General features: G+C 62.4%; 17 protein-coding genes. 11 read left to right on the top strand and 6 right to left on the bottom strand.

Going from position 1 to position 26,634, the window contains the following annotated elements; translation table 11 throughout:
- Positions 1 to 8: 8 nt before the first annotated feature.
- Genes H0X91_RS12550 through H0X91_RS12540 form a run of 3 tightly spaced genes read right to left on the bottom strand, consistent with a single transcriptional unit; the run spans position 9 to position 2,100 of the window.
- Complete coding sequence (locus tag H0X91_RS12550; protein WP_006479989.1) at positions 9 to 935, bottom strand: diiron oxygenase; 927 nt, start codon at positions 933 to 935, stop codon at positions 9 to 11.
- Positions 932 to 1,321 carry a hypothetical protein gene (locus H0X91_RS12545; protein WP_006479990.1) on the bottom strand — a complete coding sequence of 130 codons (390 nt, stop codon included), beginning with the start codon at positions 1,319 to 1,321 and terminating at the stop codon, positions 932 to 934. The genes H0X91_RS12550 and H0X91_RS12545 overlap by 4 nt, the downstream gene beginning before the upstream one ends.
- The gene (locus tag H0X91_RS12540) at positions 1,318 to 2,100 is read right to left on the bottom strand and encodes a DUF3050 domain-containing protein (protein WP_196433068.1); all 783 of its coding nucleotides are present in this window, start codon (positions 2,098 to 2,100) and stop codon (positions 1,318 to 1,320) included. The genes H0X91_RS12545 and H0X91_RS12540 overlap by 4 nt, the downstream gene beginning before the upstream one ends.
- Positions 2,101 to 2,497: 397 nt before the next feature.
- Here H0X91_RS12540 and H0X91_RS12535 point away from each other — a divergent pair, with 397 nt between their 5' ends.
- Together H0X91_RS12535 and H0X91_RS12530 are read left to right on the top strand one after the other, a co-directional pair.
- On the top strand, positions 2,498 to 3,859 hold the full coding sequence (locus H0X91_RS12535) for a condensation domain-containing protein (RefSeq protein WP_196433067.1): 1,362 nt from the start codon (positions 2,498 to 2,500) through the stop codon (positions 3,857 to 3,859).
- Between the two features lie 56 nt (positions 3,860 to 3,915).
- Positions 3,916 to 5,262, top strand: a complete 1,347-nt coding sequence (locus H0X91_RS12530) for an aspartate aminotransferase family protein (protein ID WP_196433066.1) — start codon at positions 3,916 to 3,918, stop codon at positions 5,260 to 5,262.
- 26 nt (positions 5,263 to 5,288) lie between these two features.
- Here H0X91_RS12530 and H0X91_RS12525 read toward each other — a convergent pair whose 3' ends face one another.
- Positions 5,289 to 6,104, bottom strand: coding sequence for an AraC family transcriptional regulator (locus H0X91_RS12525; protein ID WP_027810160.1), 816 nt, complete (start codon positions 6,102 to 6,104; stop codon positions 5,289 to 5,291).
- A gap of 196 nt (positions 6,105 to 6,300) precedes the next feature.
- On the opposite strand from H0X91_RS12525, the gene H0X91_RS12520 reads away from it, so the two are divergent.
- Complete coding sequence (locus H0X91_RS12520; RefSeq protein WP_011548593.1) at positions 6,301 to 7,014, top strand: autoinducer binding domain-containing protein; 714 nt, start codon at positions 6,301 to 6,303, stop codon at positions 7,012 to 7,014.
- 71 nt (positions 7,015 to 7,085) lie between these two features.
- On the opposite strand, the gene leuA is transcribed toward H0X91_RS12520, so the two are convergent.
- On the bottom strand, positions 7,086 to 8,795 hold the full coding sequence (leuA, locus tag H0X91_RS12515; protein WP_196433078.1) for a 2-isopropylmalate synthase: 1,710 nt from the start codon (positions 8,793 to 8,795) through the stop codon (positions 7,086 to 7,088).
- Between the two features lie 957 nt (positions 8,796 to 9,752).
- Between leuA and H0X91_RS12510 the strand changes: the two genes are divergently transcribed.
- From H0X91_RS12510 to H0X91_RS12480, 7 genes are all read left to right on the top strand, one after another.
- Positions 9,753 to 10,142, top strand: a complete 390-nt coding sequence (locus H0X91_RS12510) for a fucose-binding lectin II (protein WP_023474822.1) — start codon at positions 9,753 to 9,755, stop codon at positions 10,140 to 10,142.
- Between the two features lie 117 nt (positions 10,143 to 10,259).
- Positions 10,260 to 11,081 (top strand): fucose-binding lectin II, encoded by an 822-nt coding sequence (locus H0X91_RS12505; protein WP_196433065.1) that lies wholly within the window; start codon positions 10,260 to 10,262, stop codon positions 11,079 to 11,081.
- A 162-nt stretch (positions 11,082 to 11,243) separates the two neighbouring features.
- The gene (locus H0X91_RS12500; protein WP_077178202.1) at positions 11,244 to 11,978 is read left to right on the top strand and encodes a fucose-binding lectin II; all 735 of its coding nucleotides are present in this window, start codon (positions 11,244 to 11,246) and stop codon (positions 11,976 to 11,978) included.
- A gap of 241 nt (positions 11,979 to 12,219) precedes the next feature.
- Positions 12,220 to 12,567, top strand: a complete 348-nt coding sequence (locus H0X91_RS12495; protein WP_196433064.1) for a hypothetical protein — start codon at positions 12,220 to 12,222, stop codon at positions 12,565 to 12,567.
- Between the two features lie 639 nt (positions 12,568 to 13,206).
- Positions 13,207 to 13,599, top strand: coding sequence for a fucose-binding lectin II (locus tag H0X91_RS12490; RefSeq protein ID WP_023474824.1), 393 nt, complete (start codon positions 13,207 to 13,209; stop codon positions 13,597 to 13,599).
- Positions 13,600 to 13,881: 282 nt separating this feature from the next.
- The gene (locus H0X91_RS12485) at positions 13,882 to 15,117 is read left to right on the top strand and encodes a fucose-binding lectin II (RefSeq protein ID WP_196433063.1); all 1,236 of its coding nucleotides are present in this window, start codon (positions 13,882 to 13,884) and stop codon (positions 15,115 to 15,117) included.
- A gap of 130 nt (positions 15,118 to 15,247) precedes the next feature.
- Entirely contained in the window at positions 15,248 to 19,144 is a 3,897-nt protein-coding gene (locus tag H0X91_RS12480; protein ID WP_143263631.1) for a beta strand repeat-containing protein, read from the top strand.
- 237 nt (positions 19,145 to 19,381) lie between these two features.
- Here the strand turns inward: H0X91_RS12480 and H0X91_RS12475 are convergent, their stop codons facing one another.
- Entirely contained in the window at positions 19,382 to 22,630 is a 3,249-nt protein-coding gene (locus H0X91_RS12475; protein ID WP_196433062.1) for a YadA-like family protein, read from the bottom strand.
- A gap of 1,521 nt (positions 22,631 to 24,151) precedes the next feature.
- Between H0X91_RS12475 and H0X91_RS12470 the strand changes: the two genes are divergently transcribed.
- Positions 24,152 to 26,104 carry a flavin monoamine oxidase family protein gene (locus H0X91_RS12470; protein WP_080331065.1) on the top strand — a complete coding sequence of 651 codons (1,953 nt, stop codon included), beginning with the start codon at positions 24,152 to 24,154 and terminating at the stop codon, positions 26,102 to 26,104.
- The last annotated feature ends 530 nt before the right edge of the window (positions 26,105 to 26,634 follow it).

Below are 26,634 nucleotides of genomic sequence, written 5' to 3'. Positions count from 1 at the left end.
GACGTGACTCACAGGTAGTCGGACAAGGCCGCGCGGGTCGGCGCGTGATCGAGCAGGCCGCTCATCCGGAAGAACTGCCGGATGTTGACGATCATCGGATGCTGACTCGTGATCGGATAGGCGCCGACCATGTCGTCCGCGATCCGTGCGCGCTCGGCGGCCGGCAAATCGAGCGCATCGATCAGGCGGCGATCGAACTGCAGTTGCAAATCGGCGCTCAGGTACTCGCGCAGGAAGCACGGCAGCCCTTCGCCGAGCGCGAGCCGCGCGGGTTCGTCGATCTCCGACCAGTACAGCTTCACGAGATTGATCCAGAACGCCGAGTGACGGCCTTCGTCCGCGAGGTGATCGGCCATCACGCCCTTCACCGAGCGCTTGAGCGTCGCGTCGCGCGAGAACGCCGCGACTTCCGCCGTGACCGTGTTCTCCGAGATCGCGACGCACAGCAGCTCCATGCCGTCGCGATACTGCGCGCCGACCCGCTCGACCGCGCGCGGAATCGCCCGCGACAGCTCGATCTCGCTGTTCGGCGGCAGCGGCGCGATGCCGGTGGCCTCCTCGACCTGCCGCAGATAGTCCATCGCGACGTACGCGTGGTAATCCTCGTCGATCACCACCGTCATCGCATCCTGCCGGCACGCGAACGGAAACGGATGCGCGAAGCGGCCGCGCGCGATCCGCAACGCGGTGGCGTTGACGATCTCCGTCTCGAAGATGATCACGTCCTGGATGTACTTGTAGAAGCTCTGCAGCAGGACGAAATCGCGCACCGCATCGCCCGCGTCGACGATCGCCGGGTGCGCGCACAGCGGCTGGCGTTCGAGCGGGTAGTAGCGCAGTTCGTCGTCCTCGACGATCCGCCGCGGGCGCGATCGCACGGTCGCGCGCGCCTCCCAGCGATCGACGTGGCTCACGTAGGTGACGGCGGTCGTCATCGCGTGTCCTCCGGGGAACCGTAGTAATGGATTTCGAGCAGCAGGCAGCCCGCGTCGCTGCGGAACGGGCCATGCGGCGTGCCGGCCGGGCGCACGAAGTAGCTGCCTTCCCGATACGTCGCGCGATACTCGCGCGTCGCGACGTCGACCAGGCTCTGGTCGCCGTCGATCAGGTGCACTTCCTCGTGGTAGTCGTGCAGGAACGGCACGCTCGTGCCCGCGCCCGGATCGAACCGCACGATCCGGGTCCGGATGCCGCGCTTCGCGTGCTCGTCCAGCGTATCGACGAGCACGACCTGGTCGATGCCGTCGTCGAACGCCGCCGGGTGCTCCCACTCGAGCGCCGCGAAATCGACGATGCGCTCCGACAGCCCGCGCGCGTTCATGCCGGCACCACGTTGCGGGTCTGGCCGAGATGCGCGAGCAGCCCGTCCCACAGGCGCATGCGCTCGTCGATCGCATCGAGCCCGGCCTGCAGCGCTTCCTCGAGCTTCGCCGCGTCGCCGTCGGCCGCCTCACGGATCATCGCGCGCGCCGCCGGCCCGTGCTCGCCCGAATCCACTTCGATGTGGCGGTCGAGGTAATACACGAGCAGCGGAATCGACGAGCGCTCGATCTTCCATTCGTCGAGCAGCGTGCGGAACATGTCGGGAATCACGTTCTCGCGGCCGTAGAAGAAGTTGCCGAGCACCTGGTGCGTCGCGCCCGACGTGCACGCGACCATCGTCGCCTCGACGAAGCGGATCACCGGCTCCGGCGCATCGACGGCCTTCAGCGCGGCCGACACCGAGAAGCCCGAGCGCACCAGCGACACCATTTCCTCGATGCGCGACGTCGACGCGCCGACATCGCGCATCGCGTGCAGGTACAGGTCGTAGTGGCTCATGTGGCCGTTCGGCGTTTCGTCCGATTCCTCGCCGAGCACGATCTCGTTGATCAGGCGCGACGCGTTCGCGTTGCGCGGCGCGACCCACGGCACCGCGACGGTCGTCAGGTCCTGCTGCAGCCGCTTCACGAGCGACATGAAATCCCACACGGCGAATACGTGCCATTCCATGAACACGCGCAGCTCGTCGATGGTACGGATCGATCCGAACACCGGATGATGCGCGAGCCGCTCGTGCTGCTCGCCGATTTTTCGCTCCAGCCCTTCCAGTTGATTCACGGGACTCTCCTAGTAATGTCCGCTCGCGCCAGCCCATTGCGCCGGCTTCCGGCGCCGGAAACCGTTTCCGGCGAATTGCCTGCAGGCCGTTTTCGGCTTGCGCAGCAATTTCAGGCGTCGATGCTAAATAAGCTGTCAATTTGCCGCCTATTCAAAACGGACATTCTCATATTCTTTCCGGACCAGACTATTCACTCATCCACCAAAGCCTTTACTGGCAAGGACTTTACGAATTACCGACAAAACCGCACGGAATTGACAGCCGCAAATTGGACTGTCTAGGATAAGAATTGCGATTCATCAGAAAATGAAATGCACGATGCGAATATGTATTTTTCATTAAACAAATACACGCATTTAATTCATCCACCGGAATAAGCTTTCCAGGAGAAACGACGTGATCGATTCGACGCTTCAATTGCCGCTGTCCGCGCCGCAGCGGGATTTCTGGGAGGCCGCCCTCGCGTATCCCGTTCCGTCGACGCATATCTATGCGGCCGAGTATTTCGAGATTCGCGGCGTACTCGACACCGACGCATTCGAACGCGCGCTGCGGCAGGTGATTCGCGAGGCGCAGACGCTGCACACGACGCGGATCGTGCTGGATGGCGACACGCCCGTGCGCGTGCTCGACGCCGCGCTCGCCGACGACTGGACGCTCGAACGCGTGGACCTCGCCGGCACGAAAGATGCGCACGCCGTCGCGCTCGCCGGCATGCGCGCACACTGCACGGGTGCGATCGAACTGGCGCGCGGGCCGTTCTTCCGCCACACGCTGTACCGCATCGCACCGGATCACTACTACTGGTATCACGGCTACGCGCACATCCTGGTCGACGGCTATTCGGGCAGCCTGATCGCCACCCGCGCCGCCGAGCTGTACAGCGCGTTCGCGGCGGGCGCCAAGGCGCCGCCCGCGCGCTTCGCGTCGCTCGCCGAGCTGCAACTCGACGAAGACGCGTACCGTGCGTCCGAACAGTTCGCGCACGATCGCCGCTACTGGCTCGAACGCTTCGCGGACCAGCCGCGCACGGTCACGCTCGCCGGCCCCGCGCGCTTTCCCGAGCGCGACGACGGGCCCGACCTGCGCGAGACGCGCATCGCGAGCGCGAAAGAGAGCGCACGCATCGAGGCGGTCGCCAAGGGGCTGTTCACGTCGACGGTGCCGCGGCTCGTCACCGCGCTGACCGCCGCCTACCTGTACCTGAACACCGGCGCGCACGACATCGTGCTGTCGGTCGCCGCGATGGCGCGCACGTCGGCGCGCGAACGCCGCACGCCGACGCAGTGCGCGAACATGCTGCCGCTGCGCCTGCACGTCGAGCCGGGCCACACGCTCGACGACCTGTGCCGCCAGGCGAACCGCGAGATGACCGCGCTGCGCCAGCACCAGCGCTACCGGATGGGTGACCTGCATCGCGAACTGACGTCGCTCGACAACGGACAGGGCGTGTTCGGCCCCGAGATCAACATCATGGCGTTCGACTACGACCTGCGGTTCGGCGACTGCGTGACGACGTCGCACAACCTGTCGGTCGGCACCACCGACGACCTGATGGTGAACCTCACCGACCGCCGCAACGGCGAACCGCTGCGCTTCGACTTCGACGCGAGCCCGCAGTACTACAGCCGCGACGCGCTGAACGCCCACGTCGGCCAGTTTCTGACGTTCATGCGCGTCGCGCTCGACGAGCCGTTCGCGACGCTCGGCGCCCTCGAAAGCCGGCTCGACTTTCAACCGGCGGCGCTCGCCGGCTGAAAATCGTCTGCGTCACCGTGTTGCCCCATCCAACCGAATCACTACGGAGTCCTGTCATGTCCTATTCGGAATCGCGTTTCTGGCATCCCCGGCAACATCCGCTGGCAGCGTCGCGCTCGCCGATCCGCATCACGCGCGGCGAAGGCTGCTACCTGTACGACGACACCGGCCGGCCGTATCTCGACGCGGTCGCGTCGCTGTTCAACGTATACGTCGGCCACGGCCGGCGGGAGATCAAGGAAGCGATCGTCCGGCAGCTCGACGAACTCGAATATCACCCGGTGTTCGCCGGGTTCAGCCATCCGCGCGCGGAAGAACTGTCGGCGCGGCTGATCGACATGCTCCAGCCGGAAGACATGAGCCGCGTGATCTTCGGCTCCGGCGGCTCGGACGCCGTCGAGGCCGCGCTGATGATCGCGCGGCAGTACTGGAAGGTGTCCGGGCAGCCCGAGCGCACCAAGTTCATCGCGCTGCGCCAGGCCTATCACGGCTCGCACTTCGGCGGCAGCTCCATCACCGGCAACACCGTCTACCGGCGCAACTACGAGCCGACGCTCGCCGGCTGCTTCCACGTCGAGACGCCGTGGATCTATCGCAACCCGTTCACGCATGACCCCGAAGAACTGGGCCGGCTGTGCGCGTCGCTCGTCGAGCGCGAGATCCTGTTCCAGGGGCCCGACACCGTGGCCGCCTTCATCGCCGAACCGGTGCAGGCGACCGGCGGCATCATCGTGCCGCCCGCGAACTACTGGCCGCTGGTGCGCGAGGTGTGCGACCGCCACGGCGTGCTGCTGATCGCCGACGAAGTGGTGACGGGCTTCGGCCGGACCGGCGCCGCGTTCGGCAGCCGCGGCTGGGGCGTCGCGCCGGACATCATGTGCCTGGCGAAGGGCGTGTCGTCGGGATATCTGCCGCTCGGCGCGACCGTCGTCAACCGCCGCATCGAGAACGCGTTCGCGTCCAACCCGGGCGGCATCGGCACGCTGATGCACGGCTACACCTACTCGGGCCACCCGATCGTCTGCGCGGCCGCGCTCGCGAACCTGCAGATCATCGTCGACGAGGATCTCGCCGGCAACGCGGCGCGCGAAGGCGCGTACCTGCTGGAGCGGCTGCAGCCGCTCGTCGACCGCTATCCGGTCGTCGGCGACGTGCGCGGCAAGGGGCTGCTGGTTGGCATCGATCTCGTGAAGGACAAGGCGACACGCGAATCGATCGAGCCGTCGGACGGTTATGCGGCCGCGCTCGCCGACGCGGCGCGCGATGCGGGCGTGCTGATCCGCTCGCTCGGCAACCGGCTCGCGATCGCGCCGCCGCTCGTGATCGGTCGCGAGGACGTCGACCGGATCGTGCACGCGGTCGAGCATGCGTTCGAAACGGTGCCGCGCTGGACCGCACGCTGAGCGCGACAGCGGGGCAGTGGCGGCGCTCAGCGCGCCGCCGCTTCCGCGGCCGCGAGGTACTGGCTCGGCGTGACGCCGAACGCGCGCTTGAAGGTGGCCGCATAGGTGGTCGGGCTGCGATAGCCGACCTGATGCGCGGCCTGCGTGACGGGCATGCCGCTCGCGAGCAGCGCGAGCGACATCGACAGCCGCAGTTGCTGGCGCCACGCGGCCACGCTCATGCCGGTCTCGCTGCGAAACAGGCGCGCCAGGTGGCGCGCGCTCAGCGCGGCGTCGCGTGCGAGCGTGTCGAGCGGCAACTCGCAGTGCGGCTCGCGCTGCAGCCGTTCGCACAGCTTCAGCAAGCGCCGGTCGCGCGGCAGCGGCAGCGTGAGCGGCGTCTGCGCGAGTTCGCTCAGTTCGTCGGCGAACAGGCGCGCGAGCGGATCGTGGTCGACGCTGCAATCGAACGGATGCGACACGCGCGTGGCGAGTTCGCGCAGCAGCGGCGATACCGTCATCGCGCACAGCGTGGCCGGCAGCCGCGCGCTGAGTGCATCGCCGAGATAAAGCGAGTAGAGCTGGACGTCGTCGGCCACGCGCATCGCATGGACGGTGCGCGCCGGAATCCAGATCGCGCGCAGCGGCGGAGTGATCCAGCGCTGGCCTTCGACGTCGAGTACCAATACGCCGCGCGTCGTAAACAATAGTTGCCCGGCCTGATGCGCGTGCGGCGCATACTCGTGAGCAAGCGCGCGGGCGGGGGCCGACGCGCAGGGCGGTTCGATCGCGCGGATCCCGCCGAAGGCGAACGCGCGCGCACCGGCGCGCGCGAGGAGAGGCACGTCTTGAACGCTGGTCATGGTCGATCAGTCCTGATACGAAACCGGAGGGGTACCGCAACACGTGAAACGACGGGGGGACAGTGCCCGCACAAGCGGGCCCGTCGTGCGAACAGCCGCCATTAAACCGGCGTCGGCTTCGCCTCAAAACTGTCCTTTTGAACAGGATACGCGCGGGCCGCAATGCACGGCCCGCCCACACCGACGAGGATCACCGATGGACCTGACAATACTGCACGACTGTTTCGACGCACTACAACGCGCGCCCACCGCGGAAGCCGCGTTTCCGCCGATTGCCGCCGCCGCGGCCGCGCTCGGGTTCCGGTATTGCGTGTACGGCTTGCGCCGCACGCTGCCGCTCGCCCGGCCCGACCTGCAGATCGTCGGCAATCATCCACGCGAATGGGAACACCGTTATGTGAAATTCGGCTACGTGACGATCGATCCGATCATCAAGCGGGTCGCGAGCCAGCCGCGGCCGGTCGTATGGAATGCGTTCGACGAGCCGGGCGACACCGCGTTCTGGCACGACGCGGCGTGCTTCGGGATGCGTTACGGCTGGTCGCACGGCGGCTACGACCGGGCCGGCAATCTCGGCGTGCTGACGCTCGTGCGCGACACGACGCCGCTCGACGCGGATGAAATCTCGCGATTGCGCGCACCGTGCGCGAGCCTCGCGCATGCGGCGCACGCATACCTGATGCCGCGCCTCGCCGATCCGATCGCACCGGTCGGCACCGGGCTGACGCTGCGCGAGCGCGAGGTACTGGCGTGGACGGCCGACGGCAAGACGGCCTACGAGATCGGGATGATCTTCGGGATCGCGGAGCGAACGGTGAAGTTCCACCTGCAGAACGCCGTCGTGAAGCTGGACGCGATGAACAAGACGCATGCGGCCACCAAGGCCGCGATGCTCGGGCTGCTGCCCTGACGGCGCGCACGCGCACGCCGTGATCTGAAAGGAAAACCCGGGCCGGCTCGCCCGCCCGGGTTTCGACCCGCTTATGCGACGGCCTGCACCGCCGGCTGTTCGGCAAAGAAGGTTGCCTGCACAACTTCATCCGCACGGGCATACGCGCGGTTCACGCCGCTGATCACCGCACGAATCGACGCCGTCGTCAGGTTCGCATCGACGCCGACACCGAACGCGCTGCCGCGCACGCCCGTACCGGCCAGCTCGGCGATCGCGATCGCTTTCGCATCGGCGCCTTGCGACAGCGCGCGTTCCTCGTAATGCTGAATCCGCAGCGGCGTGTGCAATGCATGCATCAGCGCATCGAGCGGGCCGTTGCCTTCCCCACGCAGCACACGGCGCTCGCCGTGCACGTCGGCGATCAGCACGATCGTCTCGCGGCCGTCGCGTTCGGTCAGCTCATGGCTGACGTAACGCAGCGGCGTGTCGCTTTCGACGTATTCCTGCTGGAACAGCGCCCAGATCTGCGCGCTCGTCACCTCGTGCCCGCTCTCGTCGGTCAGGCGCTGCACGGCCGCGCTGAAATCGACCTGCATGCGGCGCGGCAGCGCGACGCCGTAGCCCTGTTCGAGCAGGTACGCGATCCCGCCCTTGCCCGACTGGCTGTTCACGCGAATGATCGAATCGTACGTGCGGCCGAGATCGTTCGGATCGATCGGCAGGTACGGCACTTCCCATACGGTGTCCGCGCGCTGTACCGCGAAGCCCTTCTTGATCGCGTCCTGGTGCGAGCCGGAGAACGCGGTGAACACGAGGTCGCCGACATACGGATGACGCGGGTGGACCGGCAACTGCGTGCATTCCTCCGACGTGCGCGCGACTTCGTTGATCTGCGAGAAATCGAGGCCCGGATCGACGCCCTGCGTGTACAGGTTCAGCGCGAGCGTCACGAGATCGACGTTACCCGTGCGTTCGCCGTTGCCGAACAGGCAGCCCTCGATCCGGTCTGCGCCGGCCATCACCGCGAGCTCGGCCGCCGCGACCGCGGTGCCGCGGTCGTTGTGCGGGTGCACCGACAGGATCAGCGAATCGCGACGCGCGAGGTTGCGGTGCATCCACTCGATCTGGTCCGCGTAGTAATTCGGCGTGCCGATTTCCACCGTGGCCGGCAGGTTCACGATCGACTTGCGCTCGGGCGTCGGCTGCCACACGTCGAACACCGCGTCGCAGACTTCCTTCGCGAAATCGAGTTCGGTCGCCGTAAACGTTTCCGGGCTGTACTGCAGCGTGAATTGCGTGTCGGTCGCCGCATCGGCGCATCGCTTGATCGTGCGCGCCGCGTTCACCGCCAGTTGCTTCACGCCGTCGCGATCGAGGTTGAACACGATCTTGCGGAATTCCGGCGCGGTCGCGTTGTACAGGTGCACGATCGCGCGCTTCGCGCCGCGCAGCGACGCGAAGGTGCGCTCGATCAGGTCGTCGCGCGCCTGCGTCAGCACTTCGATCGTCACGTCGTCGGGAATGTGGCCGCCCTCGATCAGCTCGCGGACGAAGTTGAAGTCGGTTTCGGACGCGGACGGGAACGCGACCTCGATCTCCTTGAAACCGATCGCCACCAGCGTCTTGAACATCCGCATCTTGCGCGTGGCGTCCATCGGCTCGAACAGCGCCTGGTTGCCGTCGCGCAGGTCGGTGCTCATCCAGATCGGCGCCTGCGTGATCGTGCGCGACGGCCACGTGCGGTCGGGCAGGTTGACGGGCGTGAACGGTCGGTATTTCGTCGCGGGGTTCTTCAGCATCATGATGTCGGTCCTCGGTCTGTTTGTCGGTGAAGCGCGGCGCGGCAGCCATCGGCATCGGGAGCCGGCTACGTGCGCAGCGGTGAAAACGGCAAAAAAGCGGCACAACGGCAAAGCGGTACGGCAAACGACGGCCTTGGCGGTTGGGCGACCGGGACGGAGCGGAGTGGTGACGGAAGAAAGACGAACTCAGGCGCCGGTCGACAACCGGGGCCAGGTCGGTGATGCGGGGAAAATCTGGCGCTTCAGGAAAGAAGCAGATGGAAAGCGCGCAGCCGCAGACCCAGCCCGGAGAAGCGGGCTAGTAGTCGTAGCGAGAAGAGGAACTGGGCGGCGTGCATGACCGGCATCAAATCACAGGGTGGCCACGGCTGTCAACCCGGTACGCATCCATCCCGCTCCGTCCTCGATGCGCGCGTTTGCGCAAAATCAGTCCCGTCCGATAGGCGGCGGCTTGCCCGGTCGATATGCTTCACGGGTGCGGTGCCGGTGAGGTCCTATTCATGTTCGGAGTGAGTCGGTCCATCCTCTTCGCCGGCGCCGCACACCCCTCCTTGCAATCGGGCTTCGGTGTGGGCGTTCGACGGTGGCCGGTGGGCGCGGCCACGACAGAGATGCCGATGTTGAAACGAAACGCTGCCATATGCGAACGCCGAGCGTCTGCTCCGAAGTCCGATTGCCCCCGCCTCTCCTGTCCCCCTCGCGTTGCGCGCCCTCGCATCATTCAGGAAAGCGATACACGCATCGATATAATTTCTCAAATATATCGAAACCCTCCCCATTAAACACATTTCATTAAATCGATTAGCGCTGTTTTTCGAATTACTGAACAATAACCATTCTCATCCGAATATTTTTTTATTTATTTTTCGTCATGCTCGGCATGTCGCGTTTCAAACGGCAAACGTTTGCGCGACGAGGCCCCTGGCCTTATCTAACAAGTCACAGGAGAACAGCATGGCCGACTCTCAAACGTCATCCAACCGCGCCGGCGAGTTTTCGATTCCGCCGAATACCGATTTCCGCGCGATTTTCTTCGCGAATGCCGCCGAGCAGCAGCACATCAAATTGTTTATCGGCGACAGCCAGGAACCCGCCGCGTATCACAAGCTGACGACGCGCGACGGCCCGCGCGAAGCCAAGCTGAATTCCGGCAACGGCAAGATCCGTTTCGAAGTGTCGGTGAACGGCAAGCCGTCGCCGACCGACGCGCGCCTCGCGCCGATCAACGGCAAGAAGTCGGACGGCTCGCCGTTCACGGTCAACTTCGGGATCGTCGTGTCGGAAGACGGCCACGACAGCGACTACAACGACGGGATCGTCGTGCTCCAGTGGCCGATCGGCTGATCTGACGCTCGTTCGACGACCGACCGCCGCCGGCCGCCTCCCAGGCGGCTGGCGGGTTTGCGTCGCGTTCAGCGGGATCTCATCCGATCCAGAACCGCCTCATCACCGGAGACTTCCATGCCGCTCCTTTCGGCTTCGATCGTCAGCGCGCCCGTCGTGACGTCCGAGGCTTACGTCGACATCCCCGGCCTCTACATCGACATCGCGAAGGCCGGGATTCGCGACGGGAAACTGCAGGTCATCCTCAACGTGCCGACGCCTTATGCGACCGGCAACAACTTCCCAGGCATCTATTTCGCGATCGCGACGAACCAGGGCGTCGTCGCGGACGGCTGCTTCACGTATTCGTCGAAAGTGCCCGAAAGCACCGGCCGCATGCCGTTCACGCTCGTCGCGACGATCGACGTCGGCAGCGGCGTCACGTTCGTGAAGGGCCAGTGGAAAAGCGTGCGCGGCAGCGCGATGCACATCGATTCGTACGCGAGCCTGTCAGCGATCGGGGAAACGGCCGCGCCCTCGTCGTCGCAAGGTGGCGCCAATCCGGGCGCCGAAACCGGTGGCGGCGAATCGGGCAACATCGGCGGCGGCGGCGAACGCGACGGCACGTTCAATCTCCCGCCGCACATCAAGTTCGGCGTGACCGCGCTCACCCACGCGGCGAACGACCAGACGATCGACATCTACATCGACGACGACCCGAAGCCGGCCGCGACGTTCAAGGGCGCCGGCGCACTGGACCAGAACCTCGGCACGAAGGTGCTCGATTCCGGCAACGGACGCGTGCGCGTGATCGTGATGGCGAACGGCAAGCCGTCTCGGCTCGGTTCGCGACAGGTCGACATTTTCAAGAAGTCGTACTTCGGGATCGTCGGATCGGAAGACGGCGCCGACGACGATTACAACGACGGCATCGTGTTCCTGAACTGGCCGCTGGGTTGATCGACGGCCATCACGAAACATCGCAATGGCGACGGGGCCAGCCACGCATTGCGCATCGTTCGAGCAGTCATTTGCAGTCCCACTGCTGTACACCGCGCGCGGTCCGGTGAAATCCGTTCGCCGGTCACGCGATGCGGAACCTTCCATCCAGACGAGGACGACATGTCACAACCCTTTACCCACGACGACCTTTACGCGCTGCTGCAACTCGCGGGCAACGACGCCACTGCCGTGCAGGCCAACGGCGATCAGGCCGTGCTCGACCGGATGCGTCAGTTCATGACCGCGCAGCTCGTCGAGAAACTGCCGCAATACGACGTGTTCGTCGATATCGCGACGATCCCGTACAGCTTCGACGTCGGCAGCTGGCAGAACAAGGTGAAAACCGATGCGGCAGGCGAGGTCGTTGCCTGCACGGTGACGTGGGCCGGCGCGCCGGGCGTGTTGCCCGGTGCCGCGGCGAAGTTCGGCGTCGGCGCGGTAGTCAATTACTTCTCGAAAGCGACACCGCAACCCGTGCAGCCGGAGCCCGTGCCGACCGGCGGCGGCGAACGCGACGGCGTCTTCAACCTGCCGCCGAACATCGCATTCGGCGTGACCGCGCTGGTCAATTCGTCCGCACCGCAGACGATCGAGGTCTTCGTCGACGACAACCCGAAACCGGCCGCGACGTTCCAGGGCGCCGGCACGCAGGACGCGAACCTGAACACGCAGATCGTGAACTCGGGCAAGGGGAAGGTGCGGGTAGTCGTGACGGCGAACGGCAAGCCGTCGAAGATCGGCTCGCGCCAGGTCGACATCTTCAAGAAGACCTACTTCGGGCTGGTCGGATCGGAAGATGGCGGCGACGGCGACTACAACGACGGGATTGCGATCCTGAACTGGCCGCTGGGTTGAGTCGCGGCCGCGTGATGAGCGTCGCCACGCCGCGCGGCGTGGCGACTGGTCTGCGCGTCCGGCATCCGCGCCCCGGGCGTGCGGGAAATCCGGTTTCAGCCCCCGCTGCTTACGCGGTGCCCGATGGATTGCATCGGCCGGTTTAATCCGCCGTACAAGTTGGACGCGTAGACCCCGAGACTCTATTCTTTCCCGCAGACATGCTGGCACGATAATCATCCCCCAGCCGGTCGCGCCGGACATGGCCATTCCACGCCAATCACAAGGAAAACCGATGTTCAAAGGAGCATTGTTCATTTTTGAAATACTCGTCGTTGCCTTGATCATCATCGAATCGATCATCGAGGCTATCGGCCACGCTGGTCCGGGTAGATGGTACTGGCTGACATGCGCATTTATGTCACTCGCCGGAGCGACGGGTACGGCTTATATCCTGATGTTCCCATTGAGATATGCCAGCAGCACCGACGATTCCTTATCAATAGCACATCCGGCGATCATTTCGATACAACTCGTCTGTATCGGAACCCTTCTTTCTCTGCTCGGCATAATTTATTCGTCGATCAAACGATTAACAAAAAAATCATGAAATACGAGGATCCCCCACCGGACACCGCCCCGTCCCGGGCTCCGACCGCCTCCGACGTATCCTTTTCGCAATCGGAACACATCGGCTACATGATGTCGCGGGACGCGCCGGCAATCCCTTTGCGACGGGCCCGGAAGCAGGAACCAAGCGGCCACGGCCAGCCGCCGCTTTGGGGGTAAATCCGGCCAGGGTCATGTTCAGGCGGCAATGATTGTCAGTCCACATCCAGTTTATCCGGCTTAAACCAGCCAGCACCGCTGGTATCGCTCAATTCGACAGAAAAAGAGGCCCTTGAAAGTCGTCGCGAGACGAGCGTCCACCATCAAGGCAGGCTTCGTTGCTTGATGGCATGCGTTCGAGCATGGCGCAGCCAGATCGAAACACCCTCGGTCAGCATTCAGAGAAATTGAATAATCGGCATGTGTCGAATAGCGAATCCCAGAACTCGCATTTACGGCAGAAAAACAATCACAAAGGATCAACAATCCACCGACTCATTTCAATCGGAAAATCAATTCATCGAGGAATTGAATATTTTTTCGATTTTTTTTATATAGTTTTCTCTAGCCACGTCAAGCGGCAATCCTTCTTCAGGCACGAACGCCATTGCATTACCCGTATCCACTTCCGGAGCCAATCATGTCCGACTTCAAACCGTTCTCCGATCGAAACGCCAACTTCACGCTGCCGCCCAACACGAAATTCCGGGCCGTTCTCTGGGCCAATGCCGCGGAACAGCAGCACATCAAGATTTTTATCGGCGACAGCGAAACGCCGGCCCTTTATCACAAGCTGACCACCCGTGACGGTTCGCGCGAAGCCACGCTGGATTCCGGCAGCGACGGCAAGGTTCGGGTGGAGGTGTCGGTCAACGGCGAGCCGTCCGCCACCGACGCACGGCTCGCGCCGATCAAGGGCAAATCCAAAGACGGCAAGGATTTCGAGGTCAATTTCGGCATCACCGTCTCCGAGGACCGCCACGACAGCGACTACAACGACGGCATCGTCGTGCTCCAGTGGCCGATTGGCTGACCGAGTGACGACCGCTGACCTGTCAGTTGCCCGGGCAGGTCAGCGGTATTGCAGCCATGCAACGCCGTCGAAGACCGCGTCTCCATTCAAGACGCACGCCGCTCCCTGTGGTGTCGACCGATTGCAGCGCGGATGTCGACATAGCCAAGGCAGCGACTGACGACGGCAAGCCGCGGGCCAGAAACGTGCCGACACGCCAGGCCCAGACAGCCACGTCAATGAGCAGCGGTCCTTCGATCAGCTATCCGATCGTATCGCGCCTATCCATTTCCGGAGCCAATCATGTCCGACTTCAAACCGTTCTCCGATCGAAACGCCAACTTCACGCTGCCACCCAACACCGATTTTCGCGCGATCTTTTTTGCCAACTCCCCGCCGGACTACCAGCAGCACATCAAGCTGTTTATCGGCGACAGTGCGGAACCGGCCGCGGAGTACAAGCTGACCACACGTGACGGCACGCGCGAGGCCACCCTGAATTCCGGCAACGGCAAGATTCGGGTGGAGGTGTGGGTCGACGGCAAACTGTCCGCCGCCGACGCTCGGCTGGCGCCCATCAGCGGCAAATCCGCAAATGGCACGCCGTTCACCGTCAATTTCGGCATCGTCGTCACGGAGGATCGCCAGACCGGCACCGACTATAACGACGGCATCGTCCTGCTCCAGTGGCCGATCGACAAAGCGGTCGAGCAATCGACCGGAGAGCATGAAGCGCAAACAGGCGGTGAAAGTTCGTCAGACCAGGCAACCGGTGGAGGTCAGCAGGCTGAGGCAGGCGATGGCAAGCCGGCGACGCAAGCACCGGGTGACGGCCCGGCGGCCCAGCCAGGCGGCAACGGTCCGGCAGATCAGGTCGCCGGCGGAGGTCAGCCAGCCCAGCCTGGCGGCACAAGTCCGGGCGCTCAAGCTGGCGGCGTCCCGCAAATCGACGCCAATACGTTGAAGTACGGCGACAGGGTTCACCTCCTGAACGGCTACAACAACTGGAATGGCGGCTATCTCGATACCTATGACTACGCCAGGCAAGCTGGCGCCAAACACGGCGTCATCACGTCCGGCTCACCGACCCGGGATGGCGGCAGCGGCACCTGGATCGTCGAATCCGTGACCGGAAAGGCAAAGGGCACGGCAGTCCTCAGCGGCGACGCCATCCGGTTGTTCAACTCGTACGGCAACAACGGCGGCTATCTCGACACGAACGGGCATGCCAGCGCCCCCGAACTCTATAACGTGTCTACCGCGGACAAGACAAGCCGCGGCGCCCACAAGACCCTGGACTGGGTCGTGCTTTCCGGTGCCGCCGGCGCCCCGGTAAAGATCGGTGACCAGGTCACGTTACGCAACGAATACAACCACGCCAAAGGCGGCTTCCTGGACACCTGCCATGTCTTCGAGGGGCAAACCACCAAGGCGTTCCGGAGGGGAACCAATACGAAGTATGCGGTGTACACACACGCCACTTCGAATCGCGCCGGACAAGGCACGGGAAGCTGGAAATTCTTGCGATCGACGGTGTAGGCGCACGTCATCGTGTGCGCCGATTTCAGTGTGATCGGCTTATCGCCGATCATCGTTCGCTTCAGGAGCAATAGCGATATTGCGCCTGAAGTATCCGGGTCGGGGCAACTCAGCCGACCACTACTCTTGCATGGAACTGATCATGGCAAATGCTAATGAAGCAACCAATGGACGCGACGACAAACTCAATGGCGAAACGGCACGCCAAGCCGAGAAGCACGCATTGGACACGACCTCCAGCGACTCGACGGGTTCGATCGGGATCAAGGCATCGGGCGATGCAGTGCTCAACGTGAATACGACCAACGCGAGCAGTCGTCCTCCGGTCGCGAGTTACGCCTACGACATAGCGCTTGGTCAGGGTGGTACGGCAACGGGAGGGTTGGTCGGGAATGCCTACAGGCCGGCCATTGCAATTGGGACGCCAGCAACTGCCATAGGTTATTGGGCAATATCGATTGGGCTAAGCGCCAGTGCGCGCAACGAGGCAGCAACCGCATTAGGTGCTTATTCGACTGCGAGCGGCGAAAATTCAATCGCCATTGGCCGCAGCTCCACTAGCTCCGGTACCAACAGCATTGTTGTAGGGGCTGGCTCCATCTCAGAAGGAGGGAATTCTGCCGCATTCGGTGCAAACGCGAGCACCGGCATTTCATCGGTGGCGATCGGCTTCGACGCAAGTACAGGCGGCAATTCCACCAACGCAAATGCGGGTGCTTACAACACCGCGATCGGTCACACCGCCAAGGTCATACAGCGCAACATTGGTGGTCAACTGACCAATTCATCCAACAGCAGCGCCATCGGCAACGGAGCCACCGTCAGCGGCACCGGCAGCAATGCATGGGGCAACGCCGCTACTGTCAATGCAGGTTCGGGTACGGCGCTGGGCCATGTATCCCGCGTGCTAGCTGACAACGGCACAGCTATAGGCGCGGTTGCACAAGTCACTGCGAATGGCACGAACGCCGTAGCGCTTGGCGCAGGATCGGTTGCGGATACAGCCAACACTGTATCAGTCGGCACCTCCGCCACGCAGCGACGGATTGTCAACGTAGCCGCCGGTGTGAATGGCACAGACGCTGTGAACTTCGGCCAGATGAATACAGCGATCGTCGACGTGAAGGCGGAACTCAATCAATACGTGGTGACTAATACTGGCACGTATGCGAGTGCGATCCCGGCGAAGGCAGGCGGAAGCGCAACTGCAATTGGCGCGAACGCAAACGCCAACAACATTTCGGCCGTGGCGCTCGGCGGAAACACCGTAGCGACCGGAGTGAATGCCATGGCGCTCGGCACACTCGCGAGCGCGACTAGCGCGGAGACTGTCGCAATTGGCGTGGGTGCCCGTGCGGCGGGAAACAATTCGACATCGTTGGGGCGGTCCGCAGTGGCGGGCGCGAACGATTCACTGGCCCTCGCGACTTCGGCGCAAGCGAACGCCATTGGTTCGATCGCAATCGGTGTGAGTGCGAACGCGCGTGCCGGAGCCGACAACAGCATTGCGATCGGTAACAGGGCGGCCGTAACCCAGAGCAACCTTGTCTCCCCGACCAACGCTATTGCGATCGGCAATAACGCGCGCGTGCTGGACGGTGGCGTCGGTTCCGTTGCATCCGGTTCCATTGCACTTGGCGACGGCACGACTGCGAGCGGCAACGGCGCGATCGTGATCGGTTCGGGCAGCCGGAACGTTAACTCCGGGACAGTAGTCGTCGGCGTCAATGCATACGCGGCTGGCGTTGGTGCCGTGTTGGGTTCAGGGGCGACGGCGACCGGAGGCACATCGGTAGCATTCGGCACCGATGCAACCGCGACCGCCACAAACGCCGTTGCGCTCGGCTCCTACAGTATCGCAGGTGCAGCGAATACGGTCTCCATCGGCAACACCACCACGCAGCGCCGGATCGTCAACGTGGGTGATGGTACGCAACCCACTGACGCCGTGAATCTTCGCCAACTGAACACCGTCGACGGCCGGGTGACGACACTCAACACCACTGTGGAAGGCATCAGCGTCCAGGTGGAGAACAATACCCAAGACATCACGCAAATCCGCGCCGACCTGAACGGCGGTGCGATCGGCTTGGTGCAGCAAGCGTCAGAGGGGGCGGATCTTACCGTCGGCAAAGCTACCGATGGTGCGGCGGTCAACTTTACCAGCACGGACGGCGATCGCAAACTGACCGGGGTGACCGAAGGCGAACTGTCGAGTGCCAGTAACGACGCGGTCAATGGCAAGCAACTGTACGCCACCAACGTCAACGTGAAAAACCTGTCAACCCGAGTGGATGACGTCGATGCGCGTGTGGCGAACAACGAAACGGCGGTCACGAACATCCGCAACGAGCTGGGCAACGGCGAGGTTGGCCTGGTCCAGCAAGACAAGGTGACGAAAGCGATCACGGTGGCCGCAGGCAGCGATGGCACCTTGGCCAACTTCGCCGGCACGGATGGCGTGCGCAAACTGACGGGCGTTGGCGAAGGCGAACTATCGAGTTCCAGCAACGACGCGGTCAACGGCAAGCAACTGAACGCCACCAACGTCAACGTGAAAAACCTGTCAACGCGGTTGGATGGCGTCGATGCGCGTGTGACGAGCAACGAAACGGCGGTCACGAACATCCGTAACGAACTGGGCAACGGCGAGCTCGGCCTTGTCCAGCAGAACCCGGACACAAATGCGATCACCGTGGCAGCGGACCACGGCGGCACGTCGGCCAACTTCGCCGGCACGGACGGTGCACGCAAGCTGATGGGCGTCGCCGAAGGCGAGGTATCGAGCGCCAGCAACGACGCGGTGAACGGCAAGCAACTGAACGCCACCAACGTCAACGTCAAGAATCTGTCTACCCGTGTGGACGCCATCGACGCGCGGGTAACGGAAAACGAAACGGCAGTTACGAATATCCGCAACGAGCTTGTCAGCGGCGAGGTCGGCCTTGTCCAGCAGAACCCGGACACGAATGCGATCACCGTGGCAGCGGACCGTGCGGGCACGTCGGCGAACTTCGCCGGCACGGACGGTGCACGCAGGCTGATGGGCGTGGCCGAAGGTGAACTGTCGACTGCAAGTACTCACGCGGTGAACGGCAGTCAACTGCACGCCACCAATGAGATTGTCGCGAAAAATGCTGCCGACGTCACCAACTTGAACACCAGCGTGAGCAACCTCAGCGATCGCGTGAAAATCGTCGAGGATGATCTCGCGGCGATTGACGTGAAGTTGAACGAGCTCGAAAGTGGAACGGCGGGTCTGGTGCAGCAATCGAGTGCAGATGCAAATTTGACCGTGGGCGCGGCGACCAACGGCGCGGCGGTCGACTTCCGGGGCTCCACGGCTGAGCGCAGGTTGACGGGCGTTGCAGATGGCGTACAGGACGCGGACGCGGTCAATCGGCGCCAAATGAATACCGCCCTGTTGGCGAAGGTAGACAGAACTTACATCGACGTCAAAGGTATCAATACAGCGGCCACCGCAAGCGCAAACTCCATCGCGATCGGTAACGCAGCAGTCGGGGGGCCAGCGGGCGGCAACTTCGCGGCTACCGCCATTGGCTATGCCGCGACGGCCACGGGAGAGGGCGCAACTGCACTGGGCCGCAATACACAAGCTAGTGCGTGGGGCACAATTGCGCTTGGTTGGAGAGCAAACGCAACCCCGCAGCGATCCATTGCTATCGGCAGCTCAGCGACCGCTAGCGGCGAAAACAGTATAGCGATTGGCTTCAGCTCTGTAGCAAATCTCCCGAATACGCTGTCTGTCGGTACGGCAACGCAGCTGCGTCAAATCGTCAATGTTGCGGACGGAGAACAGTTGACGGACGCGGCGACTGTCGGCCAACTTCAACACGCACTTCACGTCGAATCGGAAAGGGTCATTGCTGAATTGAGAGCCGAGTCGGAAAGGGTCATTGCCGACCTGAGAGCTGAATCGGCAAACTCGAGAACTGAGTCGGCAGAGGTCATTGCCCAATTGAGAGCTGAAATCCAGGAACTCCAAGGTCGCCTCAACGCGAGCTGATTTCTCTTCATGGGTAACGCCAATTGCGTTCTGCTACAAAGTATTGCGGCTGCATTTGAAGCACATTGGCGCACCTGCGGCGACGCTCTCTGCAACGCTGCATGAAAAAAGGGCTCCGGTACTCCGGAGCCCTCCCCCTAAGTTGCGCACGATCACCGCATCGCCCTCACTGAAAGGAGGCGTGAACAAGGATCGGGCGAGACACAGCTCTCGTACGCATTAGAGCCAGCTGACCGCTTACCAGCGGTACCCCACACCCGCACCAACGGCTACGGTCCCGCGAGTGTTGGTCGAACCGGACGCCTTGATGACCCACTTGCCATTCCGGGTCGCGGTCGACACCCCAAACGCTGCCGCCGATTCACCGCTGTACGTCCCGCCAGCAACCGACACCATGCTTTCGCCAGGCAGCGATGCCTGCGGAAGGTTGGCGATCGCAACCGCACTAGCTGTCCCGCCGGCCGCGTCACGTCGATTGCTGTCGATCTCCGAACGCACGCTGTTGATGTTGTCGTTCAACTGCTGCACATTGACCGCATCGGTCGGCGCCGTACCTGCCGCGACGTTCGTGATCTGACGTTCGTTGCCCGCCGAGCCGACCGATACCGCGTTGTCGCGATCCGCGACCGAGCCTGCACCGAGCGCAACCGAGTTGTTGCCGGATGCTTTCGCGTTCTGGCCGACCGCCGTGCTGTTGTCGCCGGAGGCAACAGCGCCTTGACCGATGGCCGTGCCGTTACTACCCGAAGCGACTGCACCTTGACCAATGGCCGAACCGTTGTTGCCCGATGCAACCGCTCCCTGGCCAATCGCCGAGCTGTTGGAGCCGGACGCGTCCGCGCCGTCGCCGACGACGATCGAGCCGGGACCGCCGGTACCCGGGCCACCGATACCTGGGGCGCCACCACCACCGCCGGAGTTACCTGCCTCGAGCTCGCCAACGCGACCCGACAGATCGCCGTACTGCTTCGCGAACTCTTCCTGCAGAGCATAGAGTTGGCTGCCATTGATCGCATCCATGCTCGTCGCGCTGATGTCACCCGCCGCGACCCGCATCAGTTTCGTGCCATTCGTGCCCGCAAAAGTCACGCTGTCGAACGAAAGACCGCTGTCGTAGGTCACCGCGCCGACTTCCTTGCCCGTATAGTCAATCAGACCAGTAGCGCGCAGTTGCGACACCGTCACGACATCGTCATCGGCGACGCCGTTCGCGACGCCAGACAGTACGCGTGCACCGCCGGTGCCGGCGAAGTTCACCACGGCGCCGCTGCTGGCCGCGCCAACCGAGATCGCGCCGGTCGTCGGATCCTGCTGGACGAGGCCGAGCGTGCCGTTGCCGATCTGCGTCGCGAGATTCGTGATGGAACCCTCATTGATCGTCGTGCGACTATCGAGATTGGTCACCGCATCCCCTACCGAGTTAACAATCTTCGTGCCGCCGCTACCATCGCCGACCGTAAAGCTCGGTGCGGAGACGGAGCCGTCCGGGTTGACTGTTGCGCCACCGCCGATTGCTGATGCGACGCTTCCGGACACGCCGTGCAGTTGCGAGCCGATCACCACTTCGTTGCTCGTTGCCGACACGTCGCCGGCTGCCACGCCTGCTAGCTTGCGCGCGCCCGCGGTGCCGGTGAAGTTCACCGCAGCCCCGTCGGTGCTCCTGCCGACCGTGAGGTCATCGCCCGCACTGGCCTGCTGAACGAGGCCAAGCGTGCCGCTACCGACCTCGTTCGCAAGCTTCGTGATCGCGCCTTCGTTGACCGTCACACGTCCATCGAGATTGGTCACAGCGTCCCCGACCGAGTTGACGACCTTCGTGCCGCCGCTGCCGTCGCCGACCGTGAAGCTCGGCGCAGAGATCGAGCCGTCCGGGTTGACCACCGTACCACCGCCGATCGCCGACGCAACGCTTTCGGACGCTCCATGCAACTGCGAACCGTTCACCGCTTCGGTGCTCGTCGCCGACACGTCACCGGTCGCTACCCCGGCAAGCTTGCGTGCACCCGCCGTGCCGGTGAAATTGACCGCTGCGCCGTCGGTGTCCTTGCCCACGGTCAGGTTTGCGCCAGCGTCGGCTTGCTGCACCAGGCCGACAGAACCCGAGCCCACTGCGGCTTGCAGGTCACCGATGTCGCTTTCCGCGGTGTCCATGCGGCCAGTAAGGGCAGTCACGTTGCCATTCGTGGTCGTCAGCGCAGTATCGAGGGCGCCGAGCGCACCGCCGATGGTCGTCTGCGAGCCGCCGTTGGCGAGCGTGTACGTCGGCCCCGTGACGATGCCGGTCGTCGGATCGATCGCCGCGCTTCCGCCGAGTGCGGCCACGACCGGTTCAAGCTGCGAGACGTTCACGGCGTCGGTCGACTTCGTGCCGGCAGCCATGTTGGTGATCTGTCGCTGCAGCGCCGCCGAGCCGACCGACACGGAGTTTTCGCGATCCGTGGTCGAGCTGACGCCGAGCGCGACACTGTTGACGTCTTGAGCGCTTGCGCTACCGCCAATGGCAACGGCGTTCTCAGCGGTTGCCTTCGTCAGATAGCCAAGAGCCGTGGTTCGATTGGCGCTTGCACTTGCGCCCCCCCCGATTGCCACGCCGCGACTCACGGCGTTCGAGCTCGCGCCAACGGCAAGAGCATTACCGATAGCATTGGCATTGTTACCGATCGCGGTTGCTGCATAGGCCGCGCCTGTCGCATCGGCGTGGGCGTTGTTGCCGATTGCGATTGCACCAGCGACCGTCGCGGTTGCTTCGACGGTGCCGTTCACCTTGACGTATGCGTTATCGACCTTCTTCGACAGTTCGGCGTTCATCTGACCGAGGTTCACCGCGTCGGTGTCCTGCGTACCGGCTGCCACGTTGGTGATCTGTCGGCGCAACGCCGATGAACCGACCGATACGCTGTTCTCACGGTCAGTAGCCGAACCGGTTCCGACCGCCGCGGATTCCTTATGGCTGGCGGTTGCGCCGTAGCCCAATGCGGAAGCGTGATCGGCGCTTGCTATGCCGCCGAACGCCACGCTCGCACCGCCCGTGCTAGTCGCGGTGAAGCCGATAGCCGTGCTGTTGTTGCCGCTGGCGAGGGTGTTGTTACCGAAGGCTGTCGAGTAGGTGCCGGAGGCGCTCGTGTTCGCGCCGACGGCAATCGAGCTTGCAGCGGCTTGTGCGGCGTTGGCGCCGGATGACGTACCGATCTTGATATACGTGTCGTCGATTGCGGCCATCGTACCGACTGCCCCCATCGTACCGAGTGCCCCGACCGCGGACGGGTTACATACACCGGCCGTATCGATCATGCCGCTCTCCCCGTCGTTGGTCGTGCAAACTTCGGCGGCAACTGCGCCACCGATTGCTGCACCGCCCAGCGCGAGGGCGATCACCGCTTGCCGCGCCGCGCGCGACGAACCCTTCGAATTCGACTTCGCCGTTTCGGCCGCCGCCGCCCATGTGTTGGTCACGGCGTTCCAGATGCTGCGATAGGTCTTGTTCATTTTCCCACTCCTTACAGTTTGTCAGGAAACAAACTCATGGTAGGGATGGGCTCAGTCCTAATCTGTCGTCCGGGACTTATTCGAGATAGCGACTATGTAGGCCAAGTCTTACAACGTATCTTCGAACGCGAAACCGAATTGCGAGCAGCAACTAATCGGCTCGAAACACGAGGGCGTCCTCTCTGGTCGTCTACGACATCGTGCAGTTCGCGTTGAATAAGGCACCTCTGCCAGGCTGCGACTCTGCTGTCATTTCGTTGGTCTGTTGTTACCCCTGCGTAACGAAGCCCGTCGCAACAATCAATGTTGTTCTAGCGACTTATCTGCAAGAGGCGTAATGAGCCACCGGACATCAGCGGCGCGACGAGGTGCTGTGGTATACCTACCGCAAGTACGGCGGAAATCGCGCTGCACGGAGACCAACGGTCAACCTCGGGCAGACCGTGCTGCACAAGGCCGGCAAGGCGCTCGGCATGGCCATCCCCTCCGGAGCGAGGATTATTCCCCTCCCCGTCTGATCGGGCCGGCATGCTCAAGGTTGTACTGCTATCCCACGATTGTCTTTGGACAGATCTCGCCTCGAATGCTTGCCCACTATATCAACTGTCCTCGTCCCCGGGAACAGCCCTTTTCCTCGATTCCAGTGCGAAATTGCACAATCGCAAATGCCGGCCTCTGATGACCACACCCTGAACAACGACCTAAATGCGCAGAGAATCAGCCCCGTCCGATAGGCGACAACGCGCCTGATCGGTATGCTTCAATACTGCGACGTTGGTGGAGTCCTATTCATGTCGGAGTGAGTGTGGTCACCATCTTTCCCAGTACCGCACTTTGTCCTTTCACAGTTCGGTTTCGGTGTGAGCGTCCGGTGGTGGGCGCGACCACGACAGAGATTGTCGATGTTGAAACGCAACGCTGCCATATGCTAGCGCCGAGCGCTCGCTCCGAAACCGAATTCCCCGCCGAACTCCATTGCCGCCCCTGGCACGATGACGTCGAAACATCGGCTAACATTCTCTCAAGCCAATCAACGACAAGAAATCGGCCGGCTAGCCACACACGAGCTACATCAGGATCATCGAGTCTGACTACAGGCACGACAACGTCTACCTCGATAGCATCGCATCTTCTGAACTGGCGGTCGGGTTGATCGTTTTGCCCGAATGTTAATCAGTGACGCGCAACGAGCGCACTGATAATTGTTAGACTCCGCGCGGGCCTGAAGATGCGAATGACACATTACCGATCGACCCGATGACATCATTCATGCCGGCATCAATGCTGCTGCACACGAAATAATCTCCACATCCATTTCGAAACAGCACAACATTATTTTGAAACAATTTAATCGCGTGAGCATGATCCCGATCAACATAAGTTAATAATCCTTGAAACTTACACGACGATTTTCTAAGCTTCGTTGACTCACAAATCGACAACTGTCGAATGAGCCTTGATTGACGTAATTTTTTAAATCTAAACAATCAAATCAATATTTTCAGCTCCAGGAGTGATCAGATGTCGTCGATCCCGTCACACCAGAAGAACACCCCGCTTGCGCGCAAAGTTGACACTGCAGCGCTGATTCCCGACTTTCCGTTTCACTATGGCGCCTTTCTGGAAAAAGCAAAGCAACTTGACGAGCCCCTCTTCGAGCTTCCACCCGATGGAAAAGGAAAAAGGGTGCTTATCGTCGGTGCCGGCATCGCTGGCGCAATCGCTGCCTACGAATTGCTGCGCATGGGGCTAAAGCCGGTTCTTGTTGAGGCGTCCGGTCGCATCGGCGGTCGCCTCAACGCACATCGCTGCGCACCGGATACATCGGAAGAAGTCATCGCCGAACTCGGTGCGATGCGCTTCCCGAAATCGGGCAAAGCCGGTCTGCATTATTTCGGGAAAGCTGGCATGACCGATCCCGGAAGATGTGCGGATTTTCCAAATCCGGGTAGTCCGGCTGCGGTCTGCACGGTCGTCGACTATCAGGGCGAGACGAAGTACTACGAAGTCGGTGATGAAGAAGGGGCCGCCGAGTATCCGAAACCGCCGGAATACGATGCTCTCGAAAATGCGATGTTCGGCGAAGGAGACGGCTGGCTGGACCAGAAGCCGATCGACTTCTACGCAGTTCAGGACGCCATGTCGGCAGCGGCACCCGATGAGGCGAAAATCAAACAAGTATGGAACGCGCTGATCAACGATCACGGGTGGGACGACGTCAGCTTTTACGGCGGACTGATCAACCAGTCTCGCTGGACCAAAGCCCAAATCGACCTGTTTGGCCAGATCGGCTTCGGCACGGGCGGATGGAATACCGACTATCCGAATGGATTCCTCGAAGTACTGCGAGTGCTTTACACCGGGCTCGACGTCGATCACCAACTGATGTACGACGGCACGACCACGCTGCCGGACAGTCTCATAAGGAAAACGCCAGCACAGCTCGGAGATCCATCCGATCCGGCCACATCGAATACTTCCGTATGGGAAACAACCCGGGAAAATTTACAGAATGAGTTTCCGGACGACCCGACACCGCTCAACAAAGAAGTCCGGCATTTCCAGCGGCTGGAAGACGGTACCATCGCAACCTGGATCATCGATACCCGTACTGGAATCGAAGTGCGGAAGGTATTCGATGCGGTTATCTATACACCGCATCTGCGCGTACTCGACAAGTTCCGCAGCTACCCCGGGAAGATCGACGGTGGCGAGACCACGAAATACAAGGCGACTACGGAGCTGTTCGACCAGACCCTGTGGGAAGCGATTCAGTACACGCATTACATGCAGTCGGCAAAAATTTTCGTTGCCGTGAAGGAGCCCTTCTGGGAAGAACGTCACGATCCCGAACCCGGCAAGAAGGTCGGCAAGCGCAAGATGGGTATTACGCTGTCCGACCGGTTGCCGCGCGGCACTTATCTGGTCAGTTACGACTATCCTGACGGAACGAAGCGACACGGTATCTTCCTGTCGTACACATGGAATGACGACTCTGTAAAATTCGATGGTGATCGCAATATCCCTCAGGCGTTGCTGACTCACGTCCAGATGTGCATCGAAGTGCTCGAGGACATCTATCCCGGCCTCAATTTGCACGACTATCTGGTAAATCGCGGCGACGCCCAAGTCGAAATCAACTGGGAAAACCAGCCGCTTTTCCTCGGTGCATTCAAGATGAACCTGCCGGGCGACTACGAGAAACAGCGCCGATTGTTCTCGCAGTTCATGGACGGGATCAATTCCGATGGCACTCCCACCGCCACTGCGGATCGGTTCGTGCTGGCCGGTGACGATGTGTCATGGGTGGCCGGTTGGATCGAAGGTGCGATCTCGACCGCGATCAACGCAGTCAACAAGGTCGCCGTCGTGTTCGGCGGGAAGGATGTTGCGGGCAATCGGGGGCCGATTGCGCGATGGACTGAACTTCAACCGGTCGAACGCAAAAGCCATGCCCCTCACGCGAAAGCATGATTCGTAAGCGCCGTGCCAGCACTTGACCGCTGGCACGCAGTGAAAAAAACGATCGGCACGTCCGGCGGCATTCCCGCTCCGGCATGGGCCGATCGCCCAACCCCATTTCCGGATGCATCACCGCATCCTGCCCCCAACTTCGGATAGCCACCTCACATCGCCCATGCATCGATCCGGATCGATGTTTACGTCGATATATTCGCATTCCTCTTTTCCGCTCATCCGCGTACAACTACGTCCTGTGGCGACGCGGCTCATCGCGGCGGACGCCGGCAATACGCGCTTGCCGATCGCGCGAAAGGAGACAAAAAATTGAGACAGCTGATGCGGTGATCCTTGCCGATGCCGTTCATCCCGACATGTCGGCGCTTGCCGCGTCGTCGACACCGAGCGGCCGGTTCATCGCGCCGGGCCGACACGCCGATTCCCGCGTACGGCCTTTCGCCCCACGCAGTCCCTGACCATACGAACATTCATCAAGCGCCACGCTCGTCGGCGCGCATACATGCCGTCCCCCGCGGCATGCACAC

It is taken from the genome of Burkholderia sp. 9777_1386 (genome assembly GCF_015712265.1).
Taxonomy (GTDB): Bacteria; Pseudomonadota; Gammaproteobacteria; order Burkholderiales; family Burkholderiaceae; genus Burkholderia; species Burkholderia cenocepacia.
The sequence above is the reverse complement of the archived record's forward strand: the minus strand, read 5'-3'. Positions and strand labels throughout refer to the sequence as shown.